Source organism: Williamsia sp. 1138 (genome assembly GCF_002095435.2).
Taxonomy (GTDB): Bacteria; Actinomycetota; Actinomycetes; order Mycobacteriales; family Mycobacteriaceae; genus Williamsia.
In genome coordinates this window covers 295,857-319,607 of the sequence record NZ_MJEJ02000053.1, presented here as the reverse complement: position 1 = coordinate 319,607, position 23,751 = coordinate 295,857, and the positions used below count along the sequence as shown (strand labels likewise).

Sequence of the window (23,751 nt, the reverse complement as noted above, 5' to 3'; positions counted from 1 at the left end):
CGGCCGAACAGGCCGAACAATCGAACCCACACCTGTCTCAGACAGGTTGACAACTTCCGTCAAACGTGTGCAGTCAAACGTGTGCAACTGACTCGAGCGTGTGCTTTTGTGGCGGTCGGCTAACGCTCGGACAGCACGTGATGACGGCCGAGCGGCAGCATCAGGGGCTTACCCGACGTCGGGTCGGGTATCACCTGGCTGTCCAGGCCGAAGACCGCACGAACATTGCCTTCGGTGAGCACATCAGCGGGATCACCTGCAGCGTGCAGCTTTCCATCCGCCAGCGCGACGAGGTGATCCGAGTAGCGGGCAGCCATGTTGAGGTCGTGGAGCACCATCACGATCGTGGTTCCGCGATTCCGGTTCAGGTCGGTGAGGAGATCGAGGACCTCGATCTGATGACTGACGTCCAGGAACGTGGTCGGCTCGTCCAAGAGGAGGAGATCAGTCTGCTGGGCCAGAGCCATTGCTATCCATACCCGTTGGCGCTGTCCGCCAGACAATTCGTCGACGGGTCGATCGGCGAGTACAGCCGTCTCGGTGACAGTGAGCGCGTCGGCGACGGCCTCGTCGTCCTCGCGGCTCCAGCGGGCAAAGATCCCCTGGTGTGGATGGCGGCCGCGTCCCACCAGGTCGGCGACCGTGATGCCCTCCGGGGAGATCGGTGATTGCGGCAGCAACCCCAGGGTGCGGGCCAGCTGTTTGGCGGGGGTGCGGTGCACCTCCTTGCCGTCGAGCAGGACCCGGCCGCCGCGCGGCGCCAGCAACCGCGACATCGACCGCAACAGAGTCGATTTGCCGCAGGCGTTGGCACCGACGATCGCAGTGACCTTGCCGGGTGGGACGAGGAGGTCGAGCTTCTCGATGACGGTGTGGTCGCCGTAACCGAGGTTCAGGTCCTCGACGATGAGCTGATGGTCGGTGGTCACAGCGAGCCTCCGGCACGGTTGGTACGAACGATCAGATAGATGAGGTACGGGGCACCGAGGACACCGGTGACCACTCCGACGGGGAAACGCGTGTCGAAGGCGAACTGCCCGGCGAAGTCGGCGACGAGAACGAGTAACGCGCCGACCAGAGCCGATGGGATGACCAGCGAGCCGTTCGGTCCGACGAGGCGAGCAGCGATGGGTCCGGACAGGAACGCGACGAAGGCGATCGGTCCGGCTGCTGCGGTGGCGAAGGCCAAGACCCCGACCGCTGCGACGATGACGATGAGCCGCAACCGATTGACCCGGACACCGAGTGCCGATGCGGTGTCATCACCAAGCCTGGAGATGTCCAGATTGCGAGTCTGGCCGAGCAATACGGGCGTCAAGACCGCCAGCGCCACCACGACGGGGATGACCTGTGTCCACGACGCACCGTTGAGGCTGCCGGTCAGCCAGCGCATGGCGGCCTGCTGATCCCACTCAGACGCCTGGTCCAGGAGATAGTCGGTGACACTGTGGAGCATGGCCGCGATTCCAATACCGATCAGGATCAGCCTGATACCGCCGACCCCGTTCTTGAACGAGAGCACATAGATGAGCAGAGCGATCGCCAGCCCGGAGACGATCGCGAAGACAGAGACCTGCGTGGCGCCGAGGGACAACGTCACGATCGCAAATGTCGCTGCGGCACTGGCGCCGGCACTGATCCCGATGATGTCGGGGCTGGCCAGCGGATTGCGCAACATCGTCTGGAAGGTCACTCCTGCGAGGCCGAAGCACAGTCCGGTGACAAGGGCCAGTACGGCACGAGGCAGTCGCAGCCGACCGACAGTGAAGGTCGCGCCCTGCACCTGTTCCCCGAAGATCACCCGCAGCACATCGCCGGGCGGGTAGAACGTCTGACCGAACATCAGCGAGATCGCGAAGGCTGCAACGACAAGCGCTGCGAGCACTGCGATGACCACGCTTCGCCGGACTCCGCGACCGCGGCGCCGCGATGCGATGTCGTCGGCCGTGAGGACGGTCGCCGGTTTCAGCGTTCCTGCCGTCACAATGCACTCACCTTTTGCCGGCGGACGATGTAGATGAAGAACGGGGCGCCGATCAGCGCGGTCAGGATGCCGACGTCTATCTCGGCCGGACGAGCGATGATGCGGCCGAGGACATCAGCGGCGGTCAGCAACGCTGCGCCGGTGATCGCCGAGAACGGCAGCAGCCAGCGGTGATCCACGCCGACGATCAGTCGACATGCGTGCGGGACCACCAGTCCGACGAATGCGATGGGTCCGCATACCGCGGTGGCCGCGCCGCACAGGATCACGGCGCCGAACGCGGATGCCCCACGTACCAGCGCCACTCGCTCACCCAGTCCGGCAGCGAGGTCGTCGCCGAGGGCAAGGGAGTTCAGCCCGCGTGCGGACAACAGCGAGATGGCGAATCCCACGATCAGAAAGGGCAGTACCTGCTCGATGCTGGGATAGGTCGCACCACCGACTCCCCCGATGCGCCACGACTGCGCGGTGTCGGCGATGTCGTTGCGTCCGAGCACTACAGCGGTGACGAACGACACCAGGGCCGCGGAGGTCGCGGCGCCGGCAAGAGCGAGTTTGAGCGGGGTGGCCCCACCGCGGCCGAGGGACCCGACGCAGTAGACGAACACTGCCGCGATACCTGCCCCGATGATGGCGACCCAGATGAACCCCGACGGGGTGTCGAGTCCGAAGTAGGCGATGCCGATGACCACGGCGAGAGCCGCACCCATGTTGACACCGAGAATTCCCGGATCCGCCAGTGGATTCCTCGTCACCCCCTGCATCACGGCACCGGAGACACCGAGTGCCGCGCCGGCAAGCATCGCCAGAAGCGTTCTGGGGATGCGCTTTTCGACGGCAGCCTGATCGAGTCCGGAACTGTCTCCGCCGAGCACGGTGAACACGTCGGACCAGTCTATTTCCCTGGATCCGATCTTTATCGAGACGATCCCGAGAACAAGCAGGCCCGCGGTGACGGCGAGCAGACCCACTGCCCGGACCCTCCGCGGGCGTCGCACGGCGGCGACACCCGGGAGGGCCGGGGACTTGGTGATCGAACCGGGGTTACTGCTCGTCACCGGGCGTTGTCGGCGGCCTGCGCGAGCATCGTCAGGTAGTCGTCGAGCACGAACGAGATCGACAGCGGAGTGGGATTCGCGGCGGTACCCAGCGGGGTGCTCGGAAGGCTCACGATCGCGTTGTTGGCCACCGCCGGAACCTGAGCCAGCAGCGGGTCTGCCTTGAGCGCGGCGATGATCTCGTCGGAGCCGTACGTGACGATGATGTCGACGTCGCTGATGCCGTCTACCTGCTCGGCGCTGCGGGTCAACGAGAACTTGTCGGTCTCAGCCGAAGCCGTTTCGATGCTGGCCGGGGTGGTCAGGGTCAGGTCTTCGAAGAACATCGGGCGCGTGTCGTGCGTGGTGTAGAAGCTGACCTCACTCAGGTCGGACGGGTCGACATGGGTGAGGAACATGGCCGACTTGCCCTGCAGCTGAGGGAACTTCGCAACAGCCGCGTCGATCTCGGTCTCGAGCGAGGCGATCAGCTCGTCGCCCTCGGTCGCCATACCCATGGCCTGGCTGTTCAGCTGGATCATCTCGCGCCACGGGGTACCCCAGGCAGTTTCGGGGAAGGCCACAACGGGTGCGATTTCGCTGAGGGTGTCGTAATCCTCTTGCGTCAGTCCGGAATACGCCGCCAGGATCACATCCGGGTTTGTGTTGGCGACCGCTTCGAAGTCCACACCATCGGTCTCGTCGAACAGCACGGGCGGCTCTCCGCCGAGTTCCTGCAGACGCTCATCGACCCAGGGCAGGATGCCGTCGTCATTGTCATCACCGAAGTTCGCGGCGGCCATACCCACCGGCACCACCCCGAGAGCCAGCGGCACCTCTTGGTTGGCCCAGTTCACGGTGGCTATCCGCTCGGGCTTGGAATCGATGACCGTGGTCCCGAGCGCGTGCTCGATCGTGATCGGTTCGAAGCCGCCGCCACCGCCGTTGTCGTCGTTCGACGATGAGCATGCCGAGATTCCGACGGTGAGAAGTGCGGCGGCCGCCAGTGCCACCAGCTTCGGTGCGCGAGACATGGTTCCCTTTCGATCAAAGAACTCTGCTGTAGACGTGCCGGGCAGGGAGCCGGTGAACGGGTCCAGCGCCTGCGGCAAGGTCGGTAAGGATTACCTAACGAAAGGCTAGGCACTCCTTAAAGAGTTTGCAATCGAGCATTTGCGACACTGTTCTTAGCGAAACGGACAATCGTGACGCACCGTGCGTCGTCGTTCACTGCTCCCTGAAGCGCCCGGGGCTCATTCCGGTGACCCGCCGGAATGCCGTCCCGAACGCGCTGGATGAACGAAACCCGACCGTGAACGCGATCTCGTCGATGCCCTCCCCCTGGGCCAGCAGCGTGATCGCGTGCTGCACGCGGGCGGTGGCAATCCATCGCGCGAATCCGACGCCGGTCTCGGCGAGAAAGGCACGCGTGATCGTGCGGGCGCTCACCCCGAGGCGCTTGGCCCACTCCGCCAGCTGTGTCGCGTCGGACGGGTCTGCACCGACCGCGGCGACAATGGGAGCCAGCAGCGGCGATTCGGGTACCCGCAGCAGAAGTTCGTTCGGTGCCGGAGCGAGGATGTCGAGCACCATCGTCTCGGTCATCGCCCGCGAATCGGCGTCGATGTCGGCGGCCGTGAGTCGATCGAGCAGCAATCGCAGCAACGGCGAAGCCTCCACGGCGACCGGCCCCGGCGAAATGGATGGCACCGAGCGGATGCTGAATTGCGCAGCGCGCAGCAGAGTTCCGGCCGGCGTCCAGCCCGAGTGCCGGACGCCCGCGGGTATCCACAGGGCAATCGCCGGCGTGATCGTCCAGATTCGCGGTCCGATGTTCGCCGACGACGCGCCGCGCTCACTCCACAGCAATTCATGGGTGGGGTGTGAATGTTCCTCCCACAAGGTGTCGCGCGAGACGTTCTCGTACATCCCCGCGATGACAAATGGCACGTCGATCGCGCCGGCCTCATAGATCGGCAGGCTGCGAGTGTCGACGTCATCGCCCGATTCGCCGGCGCGACGAGACGCCGACCGCGGCCGATGATTGTCGATACTCACGGTGAACACGCTAGTGGTCGCGAGGGCATCGCCGGTCAACGCACCCCGCCCCGCCACATCTGCTCCGGTTGTGGGAATGCGCTCCGCTTCCAGCGCACTGGAAGCGGAGCAGATCCCCGAAAGTGGAGCAGATCGGGCGCGTGACCCGCGTCAGCCGAGGTCGTCGATGGCTTCCATGTGCGCCGGGGCGAGATGCTGCAGTCCTGCATGGGCGAGCGCCGTCGCGAACACCCCCACGTCCGCAGGCGGCAGCGAGAGCAGCAGCGCCTGCCGACCGCCGTGGATGGCGATGCCGACCAGCATCGACGCCAGCAGCTCGGCACTCTGCGCCGGTGGCGGCAGGGAACGCTGGATGTAATACGCCCTGATCCGGACGGCGATCTGGTCGGTGATGGCATGCACCAGTCCGTCGCGAACCTCGGCGGCCGGGCCCGATCCCGTGTCGCCGAACAGCAACCCGAACCCCGTCGGGTGGGTCGTCGCGTAGCGGAAGAACGCCAGCATGTCGGCCCTGACCTGCTCTTCCATCGTCAGCCCGGCCACAGACTCGTACGCCTCGAAGAGCCACCCGCGCAGTTGCGCGGCCTCTCGCTCCAAGGCTGCGCGATACAGCTGTTCCTTGCTACCGAAATGCGCATAGAGCGTTGGCTTCGTCGAGTCGGCCTGCTGAGCAATCGCCTCCATGGACGTCGCGTGGTAGCCGGCCCCGTCGAAGACGTCCCGGGCGGCGTCGAGCAACGCATCGTCGCTGGGACGATTGCCGTTGCTACGACGCGGGGACTTCCCCACCGAGGCGTGCCGGACTCCTGCCATCCGCGCAGTTTATGACATCGACCCCACGGGTAGACCAAAGTTTGACCGAAGAGTAAAACTTTGTTTCGATAAGCACATCGCTCTATGTGATCAGTGTCATACGCGGGTACACGAACGGGAGTATCAAGGAACCATGCACCTCAAACTCAGCGACGAGGACGTTGCCTTCCGCGAGGAATTGCGCACCTTCTTCACCACAGAAATTCCCAAGGAAATCCGTGAGCGCGCCGCCGCCGGCACCTCGATCTGGCCGGACGACATGGTCGCCGTACAGCGCAAGCTCAACGAGCGCGGCCTCGCTGTGCCCAAATGGCCCGCCGAATGGGGCGGCAAGGACTGGACTCCGGTACAAAAGCACATCTGGCAGACCGAGATGAACCTCAACTCGGTGCTCGAGCCGTTGGCCTTCAATGCCGACATGGTCGGTCCGGTCATCGCCAACTTCGGTTCCCAGGAGCTCAAGGAACGCTTTCTCCCGGCGACCGCCAACCTCGACATCTGGTGGTGCCAGGGCTTCTCCGAGCCCGAAGCGGGTTCGGACCTGGCCTCGCTGAAGACCAAGGCCGTGCGCGACGGTGACCACTACGTCGTCAACGGCCAGAAGACCTGGACCACGATGGCGCAATACGCCGACTGGATCTTTGCCCTCGTCCGCACCAACCCCGACGCACCGAAGAAGCAGGCGGGTATCAGTTTCCTGCTCATCGACATGAAGTCCGAGGGTGTCACCGTCCGTCCCATCCAGTTGATCGACGGCGGGTTCGAGGTCAACGAGGTCTTCTTCGAGAACGTTCGCGTGCCGGCCGAGAACCTCGTCGGCGAAGAGAATGCGGGCTGGGGTTACGCCAAGTTCCTGCTCGGCAATGAGCGAGCAGGTGTCACCCGCGCGGGCATCACCAAGAACCGCCTCGCCACCGCCAAGGAACTCGCCGCCAAGATCCCGGTGGGCGACGGCACACTGCTACAGGATCCCCTGTTCTCCGCTCGGCTCGCCGAAATCGAGAATGAACTCCTCTCCTTGGAATTGACGCAGCTGCGAGTGGTCGCGTCGTCGTCCGACGGCAAGCCGGACCCCGTCTCGTCCGTCCTCAAGCTGCGCGGCAGTGAACTGCAGCAGGCCGCGACCGAGCTGCTGGCAGATCTGGCGGGCATCGACTCGCTTGCGGTGGACGCCGCCGACATCGCGTCCCCGGGATGGGCTCAGGAGACCGTGCCGACCTACCTCAACTTCAGGAAGGTCTCCATCTACGGAGGATCCTCCGAGGTCCAGCGCACCATCATCGCCTCCTCCATCCTCGGGCTGTAGAAGCGCCTCGCACACCACAAAGGACCAACCATGGATTTCGAATACAACGAAGAACAGACGATGCTGCGCGACACCACGCGCGATGTCCTGTCGAAGTCGTACGACCTCGAAAAGCTCCGGGCTGTCACCGACACCGATCTGGGCTGGAGTCGTGACGTGTGGAAGTCGCTGGGAGAGATCGGGATTCTCGGACTCTCGTTCAGCGAGGACGACGGTGGAATGGGCGCGGGACCCGAAGAGATCTCCGCCGTGCTTGGCGAGTTCGGACGCGCTCTGGCCCCCGAGCCGCTCCTGGATTCGGTGTTGATCCCCGGCGGTCTCATCGCGGACACCGGCAGCGCCGAGCAGAAGGCCAAGTACCTCCCTGCCCTGGCCTCAGGTGAGTTGTTGGCCGCCTACGCCCACAACGAGCCCGGCGACCGTTGGCCGCACGCCGCCGTCGCCACCAGCGCGGCGAAGTCAGGCGACGGTTACACCCTGACCGGTCGCAAGAACCCTGTCCTGCACGGTGATTGCGCGGACGTACTCGTCGTCACCGCTCGCCTCGACGGGGAGATCCGCCTGTTCCTGGTGGAGACCGACGGGGCCGGCGTGCAGCGCACCAATTTCCGAACACATGATTCGCGGCGTGGGGCTCAGGTGGACCTCACCGACGCCCCGGCGACGTTGCTCGAGTCGAGTGACGCCGCCGCCGCGATCGTCAAGGCCGAGGTGGTGGCGCAGGTCGCCCTCTGCGCCGAAGCCGTCGGCGCGATGGAGGAGGCGCTGCGCCTGACCACCGAATACCTCAAGCAGCGCAAGCAATTCGGTGTACCTCTGGCCAAGTTCCAGACGCTGACCCAGCGCGCGGCAGACATGTACGTACTGGTCGAGTTGGCCCGCAGCATGAGCCTGTACGCGACGGTCACCCTCGCCGAAGGTGACGTCGACCCGATCGTCGCTTCTCGGGCGAAGCTGCAGATCTGCCGGTCGGCCCGCAAGGTCGCGCAAGAAGCGATCCAGATGCACGGCGGTATCGGTATCACCGCCGAATACCCGGTCGGGCATTACGCCAGTCGGCTGCTGGCGATCGAGCACACGCTCGGCGGCGCAGCCGAACATCTGCGCACCCTCGCGGATCAGGTGGGCGACTATGACAAGATCCTGATCGGATAGTGACAACGTACGTTGACGAGTAAGTACCCGACAGGAGACCCATGGCTGCACCACTGCTAGAAGCGTCCACCGAGATCAAGGCGTCCCCCGAGAAGGTTTGGGAGCTGGTCTCCGACCTCAAGCGGATGGGTGAATGGAGCCCGCAGTGCCGCAAGGTGGTCGTGCGCGGCGGCGGTCCGGTGACCCTCGGCACCAAGACGGTCAACGTGAACAAGCGCGGCCTGCTCGTCTGGCCCACCACCGCCAAGGTCGTGCGGTTCGAGCCGAACAAAGAGATCGCCTACCGGATCACCGAGAACGGCAGCATCTGGAGCTTCACCATCACACCCACCGACGCCGGTGTGAAGCTGACCGAACGTCGCGAGGCGCCCAACAACACCAAGAAGGTGTCGCAGGTGCTCATCAACGTGGCGATGGGCGGCGAGAAGCCGTTCGACGCCGAACTCGTCGACGGGATGAACCAGACGTTGAGCAAGATCAAGGCGGCGGTCCACTAGACCGCGCCCCGCACAAACCCACCCGTTACGGTCAAACCCACGAGTCGAAGACACGTGGGTTTGACCACTTCGGGTGGGTTTGTGCTGTCAGAGCTTTTTCAACAGATCGGGCAGGTCAGCGATCGAGTCGATGACGTGATCGGGGACCTGCCCGAACTCGTCTTTGTGCAGCGCTTCGAGCTGTTCCGGGACGAACTTGCCGGTACGCACCAGCACGCCCGTCATCGCGGTCTTCTGGGCGCCCAGCACATCGCTGTACATGTCGTCACCGACCATGACCACCCCGGACGGATCCCCGACGCCGAGCATCTCGACCGCCGACCGGAAGCCCAGCGGCGACGGTTTCCCGATCGCCGGGATCTTCTTGCCCGTCGCCTTCTGCAGTCCCTCCAAGTAGACCCCGGTATCGATCTTGGGCCCGCCTGCGGTCGCCCAGGTCAACGAGCGATGCATCGAGATGGCCGGGACGCCGTCGAGCATCCAGGCGAGAGCGCGTGAGAGCACCTCGTGGGTGAACGAGGGCCCTGCACCTCCGAAGACGAGCACCTGCGGATCGTCGTCGACCAGATCCACGCCGTCCATGTCCTCGGTCACCGGGCCTTCGTTCAGGACGACGACCCGTTTGCCCGCATGACGCGACCGCAGGTACTCGGCGGTCAGTACGGCCGCGGTGAGGATCTCGTCCGCGCGCACCGTGAATCCCACATCGTTGAGGGTGTCGGCGATCTGGCCGCGCGACCGCGACGACGTGTTCGTGAGGAACATCCGCGGGATGCCGGAATCGGAGATGGCCTCGAGGGCCTCGACCGCACCGGGCAGCGGCTTCCACGAGGTGACGATCACCCCGTCGATGTCGAGTAGCAACCCTTCAGCCATACCTCAGAAACCTAGTCCTGCCGCGGGACCATCGCACGACGGGCTGCCGGTCTCACAGGCCCGAACACCGGCGCAGGGCCCGAAACACCGCGCCGAAGGCTGGTCGTCTCCGAGTCGCTGCGGCATGCTTGGGGCCATGGCAGACCAGCTCTCGACCCTGTCCAAACGCGTGAACGGTTTGATGTCCCGCGCGCATTCAGATCTCGCGGATCTCGTGGCCCTGTCCTCGGTGCATGACGATCCCGGCAAACGGGACGATTGCCGGGCCAGCGCCGCCTGGGTTCGCGGCGCCTTCTCCGATGCCGGGATCGATTCGCTGGTGATGGACACCTCCGACGGCAGCCAGACCATCCTCGGCTACCAGCCTGGTCCACCCGGCTCGCCCACCGTGCTGTTGTACTCGCACCACGACGTGCAGCCGGCCGGTCCGGACGAGCTCTGGGAGACCTCCCCGTTCGCCCTCACCGAACGAGACGGGCGGTGGTACGGCCGCGGCGCCGCAGACTGCAAGGGCAACGTGGTGGCGCTGCTGACCGCTCTGCGTTCGCTGTCCCCGCTGCCACCCGTCGGCATCAGGGTGGTGATCGAGGGCTCTGAAGAGGCCGGCGGAGAAGGCCTCGACCGGCTGGCCCGCTCGCGTCCCGAACTGTTCGACGCGGACATGATCCTCATCTGCGACACCGGCAACGTCGCCCCGGGCGTCCCCACCCTCACCACCAGTCTGCGTGGGATGGCTGCAGTGCGGGTATCTGTGCAAACCCTTGGCTCCGAAGTACATTCGGGCCAGTTCGGCGGAGCCGCGCCAGACGCACTCGCAGCGCTCATCGCAGGTCTGGCCACCCTGCGCGACGCCGACGGCAACACCACCATCGACGGTCTGCGCAGCGACCAGGCCTGGCCCGGAGCGTCCTACGAACCAGGCGAGTTCCGCTCGGACTCGACGACACTCGACGGTGTGGACCTGCTCGGCTCGGGTACCCCCGCAGAGATGGTGTGGGCCCGGCCTGCGGTGACGGTGATCGGTCTCGACGCGCCCCCGACCTCCGACGCCCCTGCCGCCATCAATCCGCGCGCAGCGGCTCTGCTGAACCTGCGGGTGCCACCGGGAACAGATCCGAAAGCCGGTGCCGCAGCCCTCGAAGCCCACCTGCACCGGCACATCCCGTGGCACGCCCGGGTCGAGGTCGAGGTGCTGGCAACGGGCGCGCCGTTCTCGGCAACCACCGACGGTCCGGGTTACACCGCCCTGACTGCTGCGATGGGCAAGGCCTACGGTTCGCAGGTGGTGTTCTCGGGACAGGGTGGCTCGATTCCGCTGTGCACCGTCCTGTCCGAGATCAGCCCCCGTGCCGAGATCGCACTGCTCGGGGTCGAAGAGCCGAATTGCCGGATCCACGCACCGAACGAGAGTGTGGACCCCGACGAGATCTCCAAGACCGCGCTGTCCCTGGCGTTGTTCCTCTCGACCTACTCATTGAAGGCCTGATGCGAAGCGTTCCCGAACACCAGCAACATGTGAACGCACTGTTCGCAGCGCCCCGAACCGTGACCCTGCCCGCGAGCGAGGCCCTGGGGCGGGTGCTCGCCGAGGACGTCACCGCGACGCTGTCCCTGCCGGGTTTCGACAATTCCGCGATGGACGGCTACGCCGTGCGGGCCGAGGACATCGCCGGGGCGACGGACGGTGACCCGGTGACCCTGGCGGTGGCTCAGGACATCCCCGCCGGTCGCACCGATCACCTGACCCTGTCCGCCGGTACGGCGCACCGCATCATGACCGGGGCGCCCCTGCCTGGCGGCGCCGACGCGGTGGTCCAGGTCGAGAAGACCGACGGTGGAGTCGACGAGGTCCGGATCTACGCCGCAGTCGACACCGGGGCTGCGATCCGGTCCGCAGGCTCCGACATCTCCCCCGGCCACCTCGCACTGACCGCCGGCCGGGTGCTGCACGCACCTCAACTGGGCCTGCTGGCAGCGCTGGGACTCTCGCATATCCGGGTCTACGCACCGCTGCGGGTCCTGGTCCTCTCCACCGGCAGCGAGCTCGTCCCGGCCGGCACCCCGCTCGACTACGGGCAGATCTACGAATCCAACGGGGCGATGCTGACCGCTGCCGCCACCGAGGCGGGAGCGTTCGCCGAGCAGGTGCACTTCGTCCCCGACAGCGTCGACGAGTTCCGCGCCAGACTCGACGAGTACGTCGACCGCGAGCAGGGCGCCGACCTGATCATCACCTCCGGCGGCGTCAGCGCCGGCGCCTACGAGGTGGTCAAGGACGCACTCACCGGCCACGGTGTCGAGTTCACGAAAGTCGCGATGCAACCCGGTATGCCGCAGGGTTGCGGGCACTACACCAGCGCGGCAGGTACCGCGGTCCCCATCGTCACCTTGCCCGGTAACCCGGTGAGCGCCCAGGTGTCGTTCGAGGTCTTCGTGCGGCCCCCGTTGCGCGCCGCGATGGGTCTGCCTCGGGGTCGCCGGACGGCGCACGCCCAGGTCACCGAATCCTTCACGTCCCCTCGGGGCAAACGGCAGTTCCGGCGTGGGGAACTCGAGATGGCCGGCACCGGCGCGATCGTCAGACCCATCGGCCCGCCGGGCTCGCATCACCTGGCTTTCATGGCGTCGGCCAATGCGCTGCTCGACATCGCGGCCGACGTCGAGCACGTCGAGGCCGGGAGCACCATCGAAGTCCTCCTGCTCGAGGACTGAGCCCGCTCGAGGGTCGGGCGGACACCCGCCGCGTTCGTCCCCGAGAGCATCGGCCGAGGGAAATCTGACCTTCGTGGCAGCTCACGGGGCCGAATTCGGACAAGACATGATCGCAACGGTCGACGCGAGCACACCGCCTGCGACAATGGGACCCATGGCCAGACGCCCCAAGCCGACCGAATCCGAGCCGACGACCCGCCTGGCACACTTTGCCGACCTGGTCCGCGAAACCGTGCCGCCCCTACACCGAGGCGGAATCCCCTTCGTCGCCGCACCGGCGGCCGTGGCGGTCCTGGGCCGCAAACACGGGTGGATCCGCACCCCGGCGACCGTTGCGGCACTGGCGACCGCAGCATTCTTCCGGCACCCCCATCGGGTGCCACCCAATGCCCAGGGTGTGGTGGTGGCCCCGGCCGACGGCCAGGTCGCCTTGGTCGATCACGCCGCGCCACCCGCCGAACTGGGTTTGCCCGCCACCCCCCGCCCACGCGTGTCGATCTTCCTGTCGATCTTCGACGTCCACGTCCAGCGCATTCCCGCCGCAGGAACGATCGAGGCCGTCGAGTACCGGCCCGGCACCTTCGTCAGCGCCGACCTGCCCGAGGCGAGCGAGGCCAATGAGCGCAACTCGATGCTGATCCGGGCCGAGGACGGCGCCGAGATCGCGGTCGTCCAAATAGCGGGCCTGATCGCGCGCCGGATCGTCTGCGACGCCCGGACCGGTGACGCCGTCACCCTCGGCGACACGTACGGCCTGATCCGGTTCGGCTCCCGCGTCGACGTCTACTTTCCCGAGGGCACCACCCCCCTTGTCGCCGTCGGTCAGCGGGCCGTCGGGGCGGAAACAGTGTTGGCCCATCTGACATGAAAGAGTCCGTCCGAAGAGAACCTGCTCGCCGCACCGCACATCGGGTACCGCAGGCGCTACCGCGCCGGTCGAGACCCAGTCGTGCCGGCACCCTGAACACCGGCAAGCTACTCGTGCCCTCGGCGCTGACCGTGCTCGCCATCTGCGCCGGCCTGTCGGCAGCCAAGTTCGCCCTCGACGGCCGGATCCATCTGTGCGTTGCGATGATCGCGGCCGCAGCCCTGCTCGACGGCATCGACGGCCGTGTGGCCCGGCTTCTCGGTGCCACCACCAAGATCGGTGCCGAACTCGACTCACTCGCCGATGCGATCAACTTTGGCGTCGCGCCTGCGCTGACGCTGTATGTGCTGATGCTGCAGGGCAACGACGTCGGCTGGTTGCTGTCGCTGATCTATTGCTGTGCAATCGTTTTGCGACTGGCACGGTTCAACACCCTGATCGACGACGACGATTCGCCCCAGTACACCAAGGACTTCTTCGTCGGGGTGCCCGCACCAGCGGCCGCCCTCATCGCGATCCTGCCGATCGCCCTCGACCAGCAGTTCGGAACCGGCTGGTGGACGTCCGACGCCTTCGTCGGTGGGTGGATGACGTTCGTGGCGCTGCTCGCCGTGAGCCGTCTGCCGACCGCATCGTTGAAGTCCTACGCGGTACCGCCGAACGCGCTCGTACTCGTACTGATCGGGGTCGCGCTGTTCGCCGCCGCGCTGCTCACCTATCCGTACCTGCTGATGGTCGTGGCCATCGGGATCTATCTCGCCCACATCCCGTTCGCCTGGCGCACCAAGCGCTGGGTGGCGAGCCGGCCCGAAACCTGGGACTTCCATCCGAGGGAGCGGCGCGCGGAGCGCCGGGCGATCCGCCAGGTCCGTCGCGGGCGGCCGACCAAGTCGGCGGCACGTCTCGGGTTGCGCCGACCGGGTGGGTAGTTCTGACGTTGCACCGCCAGTCCCGGGTGTACCGGTAGTTTTGCTGTGGTGACCGCCGCATCGCCGCAACTGACGCTGACCGCCCGTCTCAACCTCGCCGCAGCCGAGGCCCGCCGCGGGATCGTCCGGGTGCATCCGGAGGTCCTGGCGGCGCTGGCGTTGCGCGAGTGGGACGGCGTCGCCGTCATAGGATCTCGCACCACGGCCGCAGTCATCGCCGCCACCAGCGACTCGGCTCCGACAGGCATCGCCCTGCTCGACGAGCTGACGCTGTCGAACGCCGGGCTCAAAGCCGATGCTCCCGTGGTCCTTTCGCCCACGGTCGTGCACGGCGCCAGCCGTGTGGTCGTCCGCGGGTCGTCGCTGACCTCCGAATCCGTCGACGAGCCGACCCTGCGCCGCGCGCTGCTCGGCAAGGTGGTCTCCGCCGCGGACGTGGTCTCACTGTTACCCCGAGACCTCGGCCCCGACTTCGCCACGTCGGACGCGACGCGCACCCTGGCCCGCTCTGTCGGCATCACTTGGACAAACGAACTGCTGACGGTGGTCAGCAGCGAACCTGCAGGTCCGGTGAGTGTGCAACCCAACACCGCGGTGCTCTGGGCCGACAAGAACGGCACGCTGCCGGTGCCGTCGGCGGCGAGCCCGTCCGCCTCGGCCCCTGCCTCCCCGGCCGCCCCGGTTGCGACAGCACCCCCTCCGCCACCCCGGACGGTCGACGAACTCGTCGGCGTCGATGTGCAGGTCGGCAAACTCACCGAATGGCTCGGGCTCGCCCTGGACAATCCGGAGCTGCTCACCACCCTCGGCGCCCAGGCCCGCCTGGGTGTCGTCCTCACCGGCCCGCCCGGCGTCGGCAAGGCCACCGTCGCCAGGGCGGTCTGCGCAGGTCGTGAGCTCATCTACCTCGACGGTCCGGTCGTCGGTGCGGTCGAGGCATCGGGTCGCCTCGGTGCCGTCAAAGCCGCGGCAGCGCAGTTGGTCTCGCGTCCGACCGAGAACGGCGCCGTATTGCTGATCAGCGACGTCGAAGCACTCCTGCCGGCGGAGGCCGATCCCGTCTCGGCGCTGATCCTCGACGCCCTGCGGGTGGCGATCACCGCACCCCGGGTGGCACTGATCTGCACCAGCTCCGCCCCGGAGAACCTCGATCGGCGCCTTCGCGATCCAGACCTCTGCGATCGCGAACTCTCGATCGGGCTGCCCGACAACAAGATACGCCGAGGCCTGCTGGCAGCGTTGCTCGACAAGGTCCCGACCGACACGATCGACCTCGGCGAGATCGCCTCGCGGACACCGGGTTTCGTGGCCGCCGACCTCGCGGCCCTGACCCGCGAGGCGGCATTGAGAGCGGCAGCCCGCAGCGCCAGGGACGGCGAACCGCCCAAACTCATCGCGTCCGACCTGATGGGCGCACTCGAAGTGATCCGGCCGGTCTCCCGTTCGGCCTCACCAGAAGTGGCGGTGGGCAGCCTCACCCTCGAGGACGTCGGCGACATGGTGGAGACCAAACAGGCACTCACCGAGGCCGTCCTGTGGCCACTGCGCCATCCCGACACGTTCACCCGCCTCGGCGTCGACCCGCCGCGTGGGGTGTTGCTGTACGGCCCCCCGGGCTGCGGCAAGACGTTCGTGGTCCGCGCCCTGGCCGCGTCCGGACAGCTCAGCGTGCACAGCGTGAAGGGCGCAGAGCTGATGGACAAATGGGTCGGGTCGTCGGAGAAGGCGGTGCGCGATCTGTTCGACCGCGCCCGCGAGTCCGCGCCGTCCCTGATCTTCCTCGACGAGATCGACGCGCTGGCACCGCGTCGCGGCCAGTCGTCGGACTCCGGCGTCGGCGACCGCGTGGTCGCCGCCCTGCTCACCGAACTCGACGGCGTCGAGCCGCTGCGCGATGTGGTGGTGCTCGGGGCGACCAACCGGCCCGATCTCATCGACCCCGCGCTGCTGCGCCCGGGCAGGCTCGAACGTCTCGTATTCGTCCCGCCGCCCGACGCCGCGGCCAGAGGTGACATCCTGCGGACCTCGAGCAAGTCGGTGCCGCTGGCCGAAGGGATCAGTCTCGACGAGCTCGCACAGACCCTCGACGGCTACTCCGCCGCTGACTGCGCGGCGCTGTTGCGTGAAGCCGCGCTCGCGGCCATGCGTCGCAACATCGATGCCGCCACCGTCACGGCCGACGACGTGGCCGTCGCCCGGGACAAGGTCCGCCCGTCCCTGGATCCGGCGCAGGTGGAGAACCTGCGTCAGTACGCGGACAAGCGCGGCGGCTGAGTCGCGACACAGACCCAGGATTGAGAGGTCAGCGCACCGAGACCAGGTACGTGATGGAGTTCGGTCCGACCGCCGACCCGGCGGTGGTGCCGATCACCACGGTGTAGGTCTTCCCGTCCTTGTCGGCGGAGTAGCCCTTCACCGTCTGGCCCCCCTCCTCCCGCGCGAACTCTTCGGTGAAGCCTCCGTCGGTGAGTCGGGTGGATGCGTTGTCGAACGGGTTGCCGGCATCGACGGCACCGGCCACCGTGAGGTTCCAACCTTCTTGCGCGGTTCCCCCGGCAGCGAGTACCGAGCCCTCGATCAGCGGCACCTGCTCGGGAAAATCGTCGGGCAGCGCCACCGATCCGGGACTCTCGGTGGGTGACTTCGCGTCGTCGCCACCACACGCACCCGTCAACAACATCGCACCCGCGAAGAAGAGGATCACCAAGACCCGCACCCGATTCATGAGCACAGCCTAAGTGGTGCCCTCGCAGCTCGCGTGGAACACCTGCCGGTTCTTCATGTGACCTGGTGCAAGGGGCTCGACTCGCGGGCATCGGACGGGCGTCGGCCCGTTGCGCTCGCGAGGCCGTCCTCACCCGAATACGGCACCTAGCAGCGCTAACGGTAGACTGAAGACCTGGAGAGTGAGGCGAAACCACTCAGTGCGACTTCTCGCGGCCAACGGTCGATGGGTAGTTCGCCGCCACCTCTCTCCGCGCCCGACACCCCGCCCACCTGATCGACGGAGTGCCCCTTGATCGCAGTACTGGCCGCCTTGGCCATCACGGCTGCGCTGGCGCCTGGGATCATCACGTGGCTCGGCCGACGCGGTTTCTACGTGCTCGCCCTCGCGCCGTTCGGCGGACTCGTCTGGGTGTTTGCCAACTGGCCCGACGAGGCCGACGGCATCCGGACCGAGTCCATCACCTGGGTCCCCGAACTCCAGATGAACATCGACCTGCGGTTCGACACCCTGGCTGCGATCATGTCCGTCCTCGTCCTCGGTGTGGGTGCGCTGGTTCTCTGTTACTGCGCCGAGTACTTCAGCGAGACGCGACGCCGGGTGGCCGGTTTCGGCGGGGAGATGGTCGCCTTCGCGGGCGCCATGTTCGGACTCGTCTGCAGCGACAACATGCTCGTGCTCTACATCTTCTGGGAATTGACGACCGTCCTGTCATTCCTGCTCGTCGGCTTCTACGCGGTCCGTGCGACCAGTCGCCGCGCCGCAACCCAGGCCCTGCTCGTCACCACCGCCGGTGGCCTGGCGATGCTGGTCGGCATCATCATGCTCGGCGAGACCGCCGGGGCGTACTCATTGTCGGAGATCGTCGCGAACCCACCCGTCGGATGGTCGGTGACGGTTGCGATCGTGCTGATCCTCGTCGGCGCACTGAGCAAGTCCGCGATCTTCCCGTTCCACTTCTGGTTGCCCGGCGCCATGGCAGCACCGACCCCGGTCAGCGCATACCTGCACGCCGCCGCGATGGTGAAGGCCGGCATCTTCCTGGTCGCGCGGCTCGCACCTGCGTTCTCGGACCTGGTGTCGTGGCACGTCCTGGTCGTCGGGCTGGGAATGGTGACGATGTTGCTCGGCGGATTCCGTTCGCTGCGCGAGTACGACCTCAAGCTGGTCCTGGCCTTCGGCACCGTCTCGCAGCTCGGGTTCCTGATGGTGCTGGTGGGCATCGGTGACGCCGATGTGGCGATGGCCGCACTCGCGATGCTCGTGGCCCACGCATTCTTCAAGGCAGCGCTGTTCATGGTGGTCGGCATCATCGACCACTCGACCGGTACGCGGGACCTGCGCAAGCTCGCCCGCCTCGGCAAAGAGACCCCGCTGCTCGCGGTCATCGCCGCCCTGGCCGCAGCCAGCATGGCAGGGATACCGCTCACCCTCGGATTCGTCGGCAAAGAGACCGCCTTCGCCGAGATCTGGGACACCGGTGCGCTCAGTGCCTGGCAGGGACCAGTCGTGGTGATCGTCCTGGTGCTCGGGTCGATCCTCACCGTCGCCTACTCGCTCCGATTCATCTGGGGTGCGTTCGGCCGCAAGCGCAAGGCAGAGCCCAGCCCCGCCGTCGCCAAGATGCACAAGCCGAACCTCGCGTTCCAGCTGCCCGCCCTCTTCCTCGCCGTGGCGGGCGTCGCCTTCGGACCGTTGTCGGGTCTGCTCGGTGCACGGTTCGAGCCCTACGCCGACACCGTCACCAGCTACGGCTCCGACGAACTCGTCCACCTCGCGCTGTGGCACGGCTTCAACCTGCCACTACTGCTCAGCGCCATCGCGATCGTGTTCGGCACCGCGTTGTTCGCACTGGTCCGCGAACTGGGTCGCCTCGGATTCGTCAAGCCGGCACTCGGTAACGCCGACCGGATCTACGACGCCGTCCTGCGCGGCGCCGACACCATCTCGATCAACCTGACCCGCAACACCCAGCGCGGTTCGCTGCCGCTGACCCAGGGCATCATCATCGTGACCCTGGTGCTGCTGCCGACGATCGTGCTGTTCACCGGCGCGCGCAATCGCCTGGAGCTCAATGGGTTCGAGTCGCCGGTGCAGCTAGTCATCGGCGGCATCATGATCGCGTCCGCGATAGCGGCCGCGGTGCTCCGCAATCGCCTCGCGGCCGTCCTGGTGGTCGGTGTCACGGGCTACAGCTGTGGCGTCTTGTTCGCCCTGCACGGTGCGCCCGACCTGGCCCTGACCCAGTTCCTCGTCGAGACACTGACCCTCGTCATCTTCGTGCTCGTCCTGCGCAAGTTGCCGGCAGAGGCCGAGTCGCGGCATGCGACCGGGTTCAAGCCGCTGCGCGCCCTGCTCGGTCTCGCGTTCGGCGCGTTGCTCGTGCTGGTCGGCCTGTTCGCCGCCGCGGCTCGCACCACTGTGCCGATGGCATCCGAACTGCCCAACGCGGCATACAAGTACGGTGACGGCTCCAACGCGGTCAACGTCCTGCTCGTCGACATCCGCGCCTGGGACACCCTCGGCGAGGTGTCGGTCCTGCTGGTCGCGGCAACCGGCGTGGCGTCGATGGTCTTCCGGCACCGCCGTTTCGGTGCGGCGCCGCGAGTCGCCGACGCCACCCGCGCCCGCACCCCCCGGCCCGAATCCGACGGCAAAGAACAGTTCGGCGAACGGACGACCTGGTTGCGCGGCAGCAACTTCCGCGACCCCCGACATCGCTCGATGGTGCTCGAGGCAACCACCCGGATCATCTTCCCGACCATGATCGTGCTGTCGCTGTATTTCTTCTATGCAGGCCACAACGCACCCGGCGGCGGCTTCGCGGGCGGGTTGACGATGGGCCTGGCGCTGGTCCTGCGTTACCTTGCCGGCGGACGATACGAGCTCGGCGAGGCGCTGCCGATCGACGCAGGACGCATTCTCGGGGTGGGCCTGGGCTTCTCGGTGGGTACAGCGGTGGCGTCCGTCCTGCTCGGAGCGCCCGCATTGTCGTCGGCCACCTTCGAGTTCACCCTGCCGATCTTCGGTGACGTCAAGCTCGTCACCGCCATCTTCTTCGACCTCGGCGTGTACCTGATCGTCGTCGGCCTCGTGCTCGACGTGCTACGCAGCCTCGGCGCCCGGCTCGACGAGGACCCTCCCCGCCGTCGCCGTGAGCCGCAGGAGGCGGCGTCGTGAGCATCAACCTCGGCCTGCTGATCGTGGTCGGCCTCATGGCCGCCTGCGGCGTCTACCTGCTCCTCGAACGCAGCCTCATCCGGATGCTGCTCGGATTGTTGTTGGTGGGCAACGCGATCAACCTGCTCATCGTCACAGTCTCGGGCGCAATGGGGAACCCGCCGATCATCGGCCGGACCGCTGACGAGCGCAGCGCCGACGCCGACCCTCTGGCGCAGGGCATGGTCCTGACCGCGATCGTCATCACCATGGGTGTGGCTGCCTTCGTGCTCTCACTCGCCTACCGCAGCTTCATGATCAACACCGACGACGAGGTGGACGACGACCCCGAGGACCTGAAGGTCAAGCGGCAACGCAGTTTCGACGCCCCCGACCGGGACCGCAGTGACGATCCGGTCACCGGGTCGGACACCATCCGCGGCGATCTGTTCGATGACGACGGAAACCCCGTGACGCAAGAGGAGATCCGGGCCAGGCGGGCGCAGATCCACGAAACCGACGTCCTGCCCGATCCTGACGAACCCGACGACATCGAGGATCGCCACGAACTCGGTGACGTCAACGAAACCGACACCGACGAGCAACCTGGGCTCGATGAGGACACCGAAGGGGGTACGACGCGATGACTTTGTCGAACGCGTGGTTCCCCACCCTCATCGTCACCCCGGTGCTGGTGCCGATGATCGGGACCGTCCTGACGCTGATCATGGGGCGCTATCCCCGCTTTCAGCGCATGGTCACCATCAGTGCCATCACCGTCGCCTTCGTCGCGGCCTGCCTACTGCTGTACCTCACCAATCGCGACGGCACGTACGCCCTGCACATCGGAGGCTGGGACTCCAAGGGCGGCGATCTCGGTCCGCTCGGTGTGACCCTCGTGGCCGACCAGCTCTCGGCCCTGATGCTGGTCGTCTCGACAGCTGTCCTGCTCTGCGTCATGCTCTACGCGGTCGGACAGGGTATCCGTGACGGCACCACCGAACAGCCGGTGTCGATCTTCCTGCCGACCTATCTTCTGCTGTGCACCGGCGTCTGCAACGCGTTCCTCGCCGGCGACATGTTCAATCTGTTCGTCTCGTTCGAGGTGCTGCTCGCCGCGAGTTTCGTGCTGCTCACCCTCGGTGCCAGCGCCGATCGAGTGCGCGCAGGTGTCTCCTACGTGATGGTGTCGATGGTGTCGTCGCTGGTGTTCCTCGCGGGCATCGCCTTCGCCTACGCGGCAACCGGGACCCTGAACCTCGCCGAGATGGCGGTGCGGCTGGAAGACGTACCTGATGGGACGAAGGGTGCGCTGTACGCCGTGCTCCTGGTGGCGTTCGGCATCAAGGCTGCGGTGTTCCCCCTGTCGACGTGGCTGCCCGACTCCTATCCGACCGCACCGGCGCCGGTCACCGCCGTCTTCGCGGGGTTGCTGACCAAGGTCGGCGTCTACGCGATCATCCGGGCGCACACCCTGCTGTTCCCCGGTGGCTCGATGGACCGGGTGCTGCTGGTTGCCGGACTGCTGACCATGCTGGTGGGCATCTTCGGTGCCATCGCCCAGTCCGACATCAAACGATTGCTGTCGTTCACGCTGGTCAGCCATATCGGCTACATGATCTTCGGGATCGCCCTGTCCACGGAGTTCGGGCTCTCGAGCGCCATCTATTACGTGGCCCACCACATTCTCGTGCAGACGACCCTGTTCCTGGTGGTGGGTCTGATCGAACGGCAGGCGGGGTCTGCCTCGCTGCGCCGGCTCGGCGGGCTGGCAGCCAGTCCGCTGCTCGCCGCGCTGTTCCTCATCCCGGCACTCAACCTCGGTGGCATCCCGCCGTTCTCGGGTTTCATCGGCAAGGTAGCGCTGATCGAGGCCGGTGTCCAGGACGGCAGCGTGCTGGCCTGGACCCTCGTCGCCGGGTCCGTCGTGACCAGTCTGCTGACCCTGTACGTGGTCGCCCGCGTCTGGACCAAGGCGTTCTGGCGTCCCCGCGCCGACGCCCCCGAGGGCGATCTCGCCGACGCCGGGCCGGCCGCACTCCTCGAGGGTGACGACGACGATGTGGCGTACGACGACCGTGCCGACGTCGGCCGGATGCCGATCGGGATGGTGATCCCGACCATCGCGATGGTCGGCGCCGGCATCATCCTGACCCTGTGGGCGGGCCCGATCTTCGAGTTCACCGACCAGGCCGCGGCCGACCTGACGGACTCCAGCATCTACCTCGACGCCGTGCTGGGAGGTGGTCGGTGACATGAGCAGCGAGCCCACGACCCACCCGCGGCCGAAGCCTCCCCCACCGCGTGGCCCGATCCGGGCAGCGCTGGTCAACGCCTGGCGCTTCACGGTCATCTTCCTGGCCTGGTACATCGCCCGGACCATCTTCTGGTTCCGTGCCAAGATCCAGATCAAGCGGTGGTTCGGCGGAAACCGGCGCGAGGTCGCCGTCCGGCTGTGGAACGTGACCTGGCTGACTTTCGTGTGGGTACTGCTCTGGGGGACCTATGATCTCGCGAACGTCTTCACCGGGATCGGGGTGGCACTGCTGGTCCTGATCGCCTTGCCGCTGCCCCGGGTACCGGTCGAAGGCCGCATCCACCCACTCACGCTCCTCGAGCTGGTGGGCCGGCTCATCGCGGCGTTCTTCATCTCGAGTGCACAGGTCGCCTGGGCCGCGATCCGGCCGGCCAAGCCGCCGCTGAGCGCCGTGCTGCGTGCCCGGCTCGCCATCAAGTCGGACATGGTCCTGACGCTCGCGGTCGACTACCTCAACCTCGTCCCCGGCACCATGGTCGTCGAGATCGATCACAGCCGTCGACTGCTGTACGTGCACCTGTTCGATGCCAGTTCGCCGGAGAAGGTCAAGGCCTTCTACAGACAGATCGAAACCATCGAGCGGCTGTTCATCCGGGGCTTCGAGCGAGACCATGAGTGGCGGGCCAGCCCGTACCACGGCATCGACGACGACCTCAGCGCCGGCGACTATCCACGGGGAGGAATCTGATGACCTATGTATGGATGATCGCGGCGGGTCTGTTGCTGGCGGCGTCGGTCCTCACCACCGCTCGCATGCTGATCGGGCCCAACACCCTGGATCGCCTCGTCGCACTCGACACCGCAGTGGCCGTGGCGATGTGTTCGCTCGCTGTCTGGGCCGCCTACTCAGAGGACTCGACGGTGGTGTCCGGAATCGTCGCGCTGGCGCTGTTGAGTTTTGTCGGATCCGTGGCGGTCGCCCGATTCCGGGTCCGGGACAACGAAGGTGTGGCCGACCATGATCGCTGACATCGTGGTCGCGGTGCTCATGCTGACCGGATCCACCATGGCGTTCACCGCGTCGATCGGTATCCTGCGGTTCCCCGACACCATGACGCGGATGCACGCCGCCACCAAACCGCAGACCCTCGGGCTGATACTGGTCCTCCTCGGCGCCGGCGTACGCCTGTGGGACACCATCGATTTCGGGATGCTCGTGCTGTCGGGCATCTTCGCGTTGATCACCGCACCGGTCATCGCGCACCGGGTCGGCAAGCTGGCGTATCAGGAGCAACGCATCCGCGACGACCTCATCGATTCCGACGACGTCGAATCGCCGCGCACCGACTGATGACACCTGCCCGCCCATGAAGGT

At 66.6% G+C, this 23,751-nt stretch carries 22 protein-coding genes; 14 read left to right on the top strand and 8 right to left on the bottom strand.

Going from position 1 to position 23,751, the window contains the following annotated elements; genetic code table 11:
- Positions 1–119: 119 nt before the first annotated feature.
- The 6 genes from BH683_RS26410 to BH683_RS26385 form a co-directional block, all read right to left on the bottom strand.
- Positions 120–929 (bottom strand): ABC transporter ATP-binding protein, encoded by an 810-nt coding sequence (locus tag BH683_RS26410; RefSeq protein WP_084839239.1) that lies wholly within the window; start codon positions 927–929, stop codon positions 120–122.
- Positions 926–1,936: an iron ABC transporter permease gene (locus tag BH683_RS26405; protein ID WP_246833608.1), complete on the bottom strand. Its 1,011-nt coding sequence runs from the start codon at positions 1,934–1,936 to the stop codon at positions 926–928. Before BH683_RS26405 ends, BH683_RS26410 begins: the two co-directional genes overlap by 4 nt.
- 44 nt (positions 1,937–1,980) lie before the next feature.
- On the bottom strand, positions 1,981–2,982 hold the full coding sequence (locus tag BH683_RS26400; protein ID WP_084839283.1) for an iron ABC transporter permease: 1,002 nt from the start codon (positions 2,980–2,982) through the stop codon (positions 1,981–1,983).
- Positions 2,983–3,038: 56 nt separating this feature from the next.
- A complete protein-coding gene (locus tag BH683_RS26395) occupies positions 3,039–4,055 on the bottom strand; it encodes an iron-siderophore ABC transporter substrate-binding protein (RefSeq protein WP_084839237.1) in 1,017 nt (338 codons plus the stop codon).
- A 193-nt stretch (positions 4,056–4,248) separates the two neighbouring features.
- Positions 4,249–5,079, bottom strand: a complete 831-nt coding sequence (locus tag BH683_RS26390) for an AraC family transcriptional regulator (RefSeq protein WP_246833602.1) — start codon at positions 5,077–5,079, stop codon at positions 4,249–4,251.
- Between the two features lie 150 nt (positions 5,080–5,229).
- Positions 5,230–5,892, bottom strand: coding sequence for a TetR/AcrR family transcriptional regulator (locus tag BH683_RS26385; protein WP_084839236.1), 663 nt, complete (start codon positions 5,890–5,892; stop codon positions 5,230–5,232).
- A gap of 133 nt (positions 5,893–6,025) precedes the next feature.
- Between BH683_RS26385 and BH683_RS26380 the strand changes: the two genes are divergently transcribed.
- Genes BH683_RS26380 through BH683_RS26370 form a run of 3 tightly spaced genes read left to right on the top strand, consistent with a single transcriptional unit; the run spans position 6,026 to position 8,850 of the window.
- Positions 6,026–7,198 (top strand): acyl-CoA dehydrogenase family protein, encoded by a 1,173-nt coding sequence (locus BH683_RS26380; protein WP_084839235.1) that lies wholly within the window; start codon positions 6,026–6,028, stop codon positions 7,196–7,198.
- Positions 7,199–7,228: 30 nt separating this feature from the next.
- Positions 7,229–8,353, top strand: coding sequence for an acyl-CoA dehydrogenase family protein (locus BH683_RS26375; protein WP_084839234.1), 1,125 nt, complete (start codon positions 7,229–7,231; stop codon positions 8,351–8,353).
- 41 nt (positions 8,354–8,394) lie between these two features.
- Positions 8,395–8,850, top strand: a complete 456-nt coding sequence (locus BH683_RS26370; protein ID WP_084839233.1) for an SRPBCC family protein — start codon at positions 8,395–8,397, stop codon at positions 8,848–8,850.
- A gap of 87 nt (positions 8,851–8,937) precedes the next feature.
- On the opposite strand, the gene BH683_RS26365 is transcribed toward BH683_RS26370, so the two are convergent.
- Positions 8,938–9,726, bottom strand: a complete 789-nt coding sequence (locus BH683_RS26365; protein ID WP_084839232.1) for an HAD-IIA family hydrolase — start codon at positions 9,724–9,726, stop codon at positions 8,938–8,940.
- A gap of 136 nt (positions 9,727–9,862) precedes the next feature.
- Here BH683_RS26365 and BH683_RS26360 point away from each other — a divergent pair, with 136 nt between their 5' ends.
- The 5 genes from BH683_RS26360 (at position 9,863) to BH683_RS26340 (ending at position 16,509) form a co-directional block, all read left to right on the top strand.
- Positions 9,863–11,212 (top strand): dipeptidase, encoded by a 1,350-nt coding sequence (locus BH683_RS26360; RefSeq protein ID WP_084839231.1) that lies wholly within the window; start codon positions 9,863–9,865, stop codon positions 11,210–11,212.
- Positions 11,212–12,438 (top strand): gephyrin-like molybdotransferase Glp, encoded by a 1,227-nt coding sequence (gene glp / locus BH683_RS26355; RefSeq protein WP_084839230.1) that lies wholly within the window; start codon positions 11,212–11,214, stop codon positions 12,436–12,438. The genes BH683_RS26360 and glp overlap by 1 nt, the downstream gene beginning before the upstream one ends.
- A 154-nt stretch (positions 12,439–12,592) precedes the next feature.
- A complete protein-coding gene (locus BH683_RS26350; protein WP_084839281.1) occupies positions 12,593–13,306 on the top strand; it encodes a phosphatidylserine decarboxylase in 714 nt (237 codons plus the stop codon).
- Complete coding sequence (locus BH683_RS26345; RefSeq protein ID WP_084839229.1) at positions 13,303–14,235, top strand: phosphatidylcholine/phosphatidylserine synthase; 933 nt, start codon at positions 13,303–13,305, stop codon at positions 14,233–14,235. The genes BH683_RS26350 and BH683_RS26345 overlap by 4 nt, the downstream gene beginning before the upstream one ends.
- A 48-nt stretch (positions 14,236–14,283) precedes the next feature.
- On the top strand, positions 14,284–16,509 hold the full coding sequence (locus tag BH683_RS26340; protein WP_084839280.1) for an AAA family ATPase: 2,226 nt from the start codon (positions 14,284–14,286) through the stop codon (positions 16,507–16,509).
- 28 nt (positions 16,510–16,537) lie between these two features.
- On the opposite strand, the gene BH683_RS26335 is transcribed toward BH683_RS26340, so the two are convergent.
- On the bottom strand, positions 16,538–16,960 hold the full coding sequence (locus BH683_RS26335) for a hypothetical protein (RefSeq protein ID WP_143696138.1): 423 nt from the start codon (positions 16,958–16,960) through the stop codon (positions 16,538–16,540).
- 291 nt (positions 16,961–17,251) lie between these two features.
- Between BH683_RS26335 and BH683_RS26330 the strand changes: the two genes are divergently transcribed.
- The 6 genes from BH683_RS26330 to mnhG are packed head-to-tail and all read left to right on the top strand — an operon-like array spanning position 17,252 to position 23,727.
- On the top strand, positions 17,252–20,140 hold the full coding sequence (locus tag BH683_RS26330) for a Na+/H+ antiporter subunit A (protein ID WP_084839227.1): 2,889 nt from the start codon (positions 17,252–17,254) through the stop codon (positions 20,138–20,140).
- Positions 20,137–20,766, top strand: a complete 630-nt coding sequence (locus tag BH683_RS26325; protein ID WP_084839226.1) for a Na(+)/H(+) antiporter subunit C — start codon at positions 20,137–20,139, stop codon at positions 20,764–20,766. The genes BH683_RS26330 and BH683_RS26325 overlap by 4 nt, the downstream gene beginning before the upstream one ends.
- Positions 20,763–22,373 (top strand): Na+/H+ antiporter subunit D, encoded by a 1,611-nt coding sequence (locus BH683_RS26320; RefSeq protein WP_084839225.1) that lies wholly within the window; start codon positions 20,763–20,765, stop codon positions 22,371–22,373. Before BH683_RS26325 ends, BH683_RS26320 begins: the two co-directional genes overlap by 4 nt.
- Position 22,374: 1 nt before the next feature.
- On the top strand, positions 22,375–23,124 hold the full coding sequence (locus BH683_RS26315) for a Na+/H+ antiporter subunit E (RefSeq protein WP_084839279.1): 750 nt from the start codon (positions 22,375–22,377) through the stop codon (positions 23,122–23,124).
- Positions 23,124–23,405: a monovalent cation/H+ antiporter complex subunit F gene (locus BH683_RS26310; protein ID WP_084839224.1), complete on the top strand. Its 282-nt coding sequence runs from the start codon at positions 23,124–23,126 to the stop codon at positions 23,403–23,405. The genes BH683_RS26315 and BH683_RS26310 overlap by 1 nt, the downstream gene beginning before the upstream one ends.
- The gene (gene mnhG / locus BH683_RS26305; RefSeq protein ID WP_084839223.1) at positions 23,395–23,727 is read left to right on the top strand and encodes a monovalent cation/H(+) antiporter subunit G; all 333 of its coding nucleotides are present in this window, start codon (positions 23,395–23,397) and stop codon (positions 23,725–23,727) included. Before BH683_RS26310 ends, mnhG begins: the two co-directional genes overlap by 11 nt.
- Positions 23,728–23,751 lie beyond the last annotated feature (24 nt).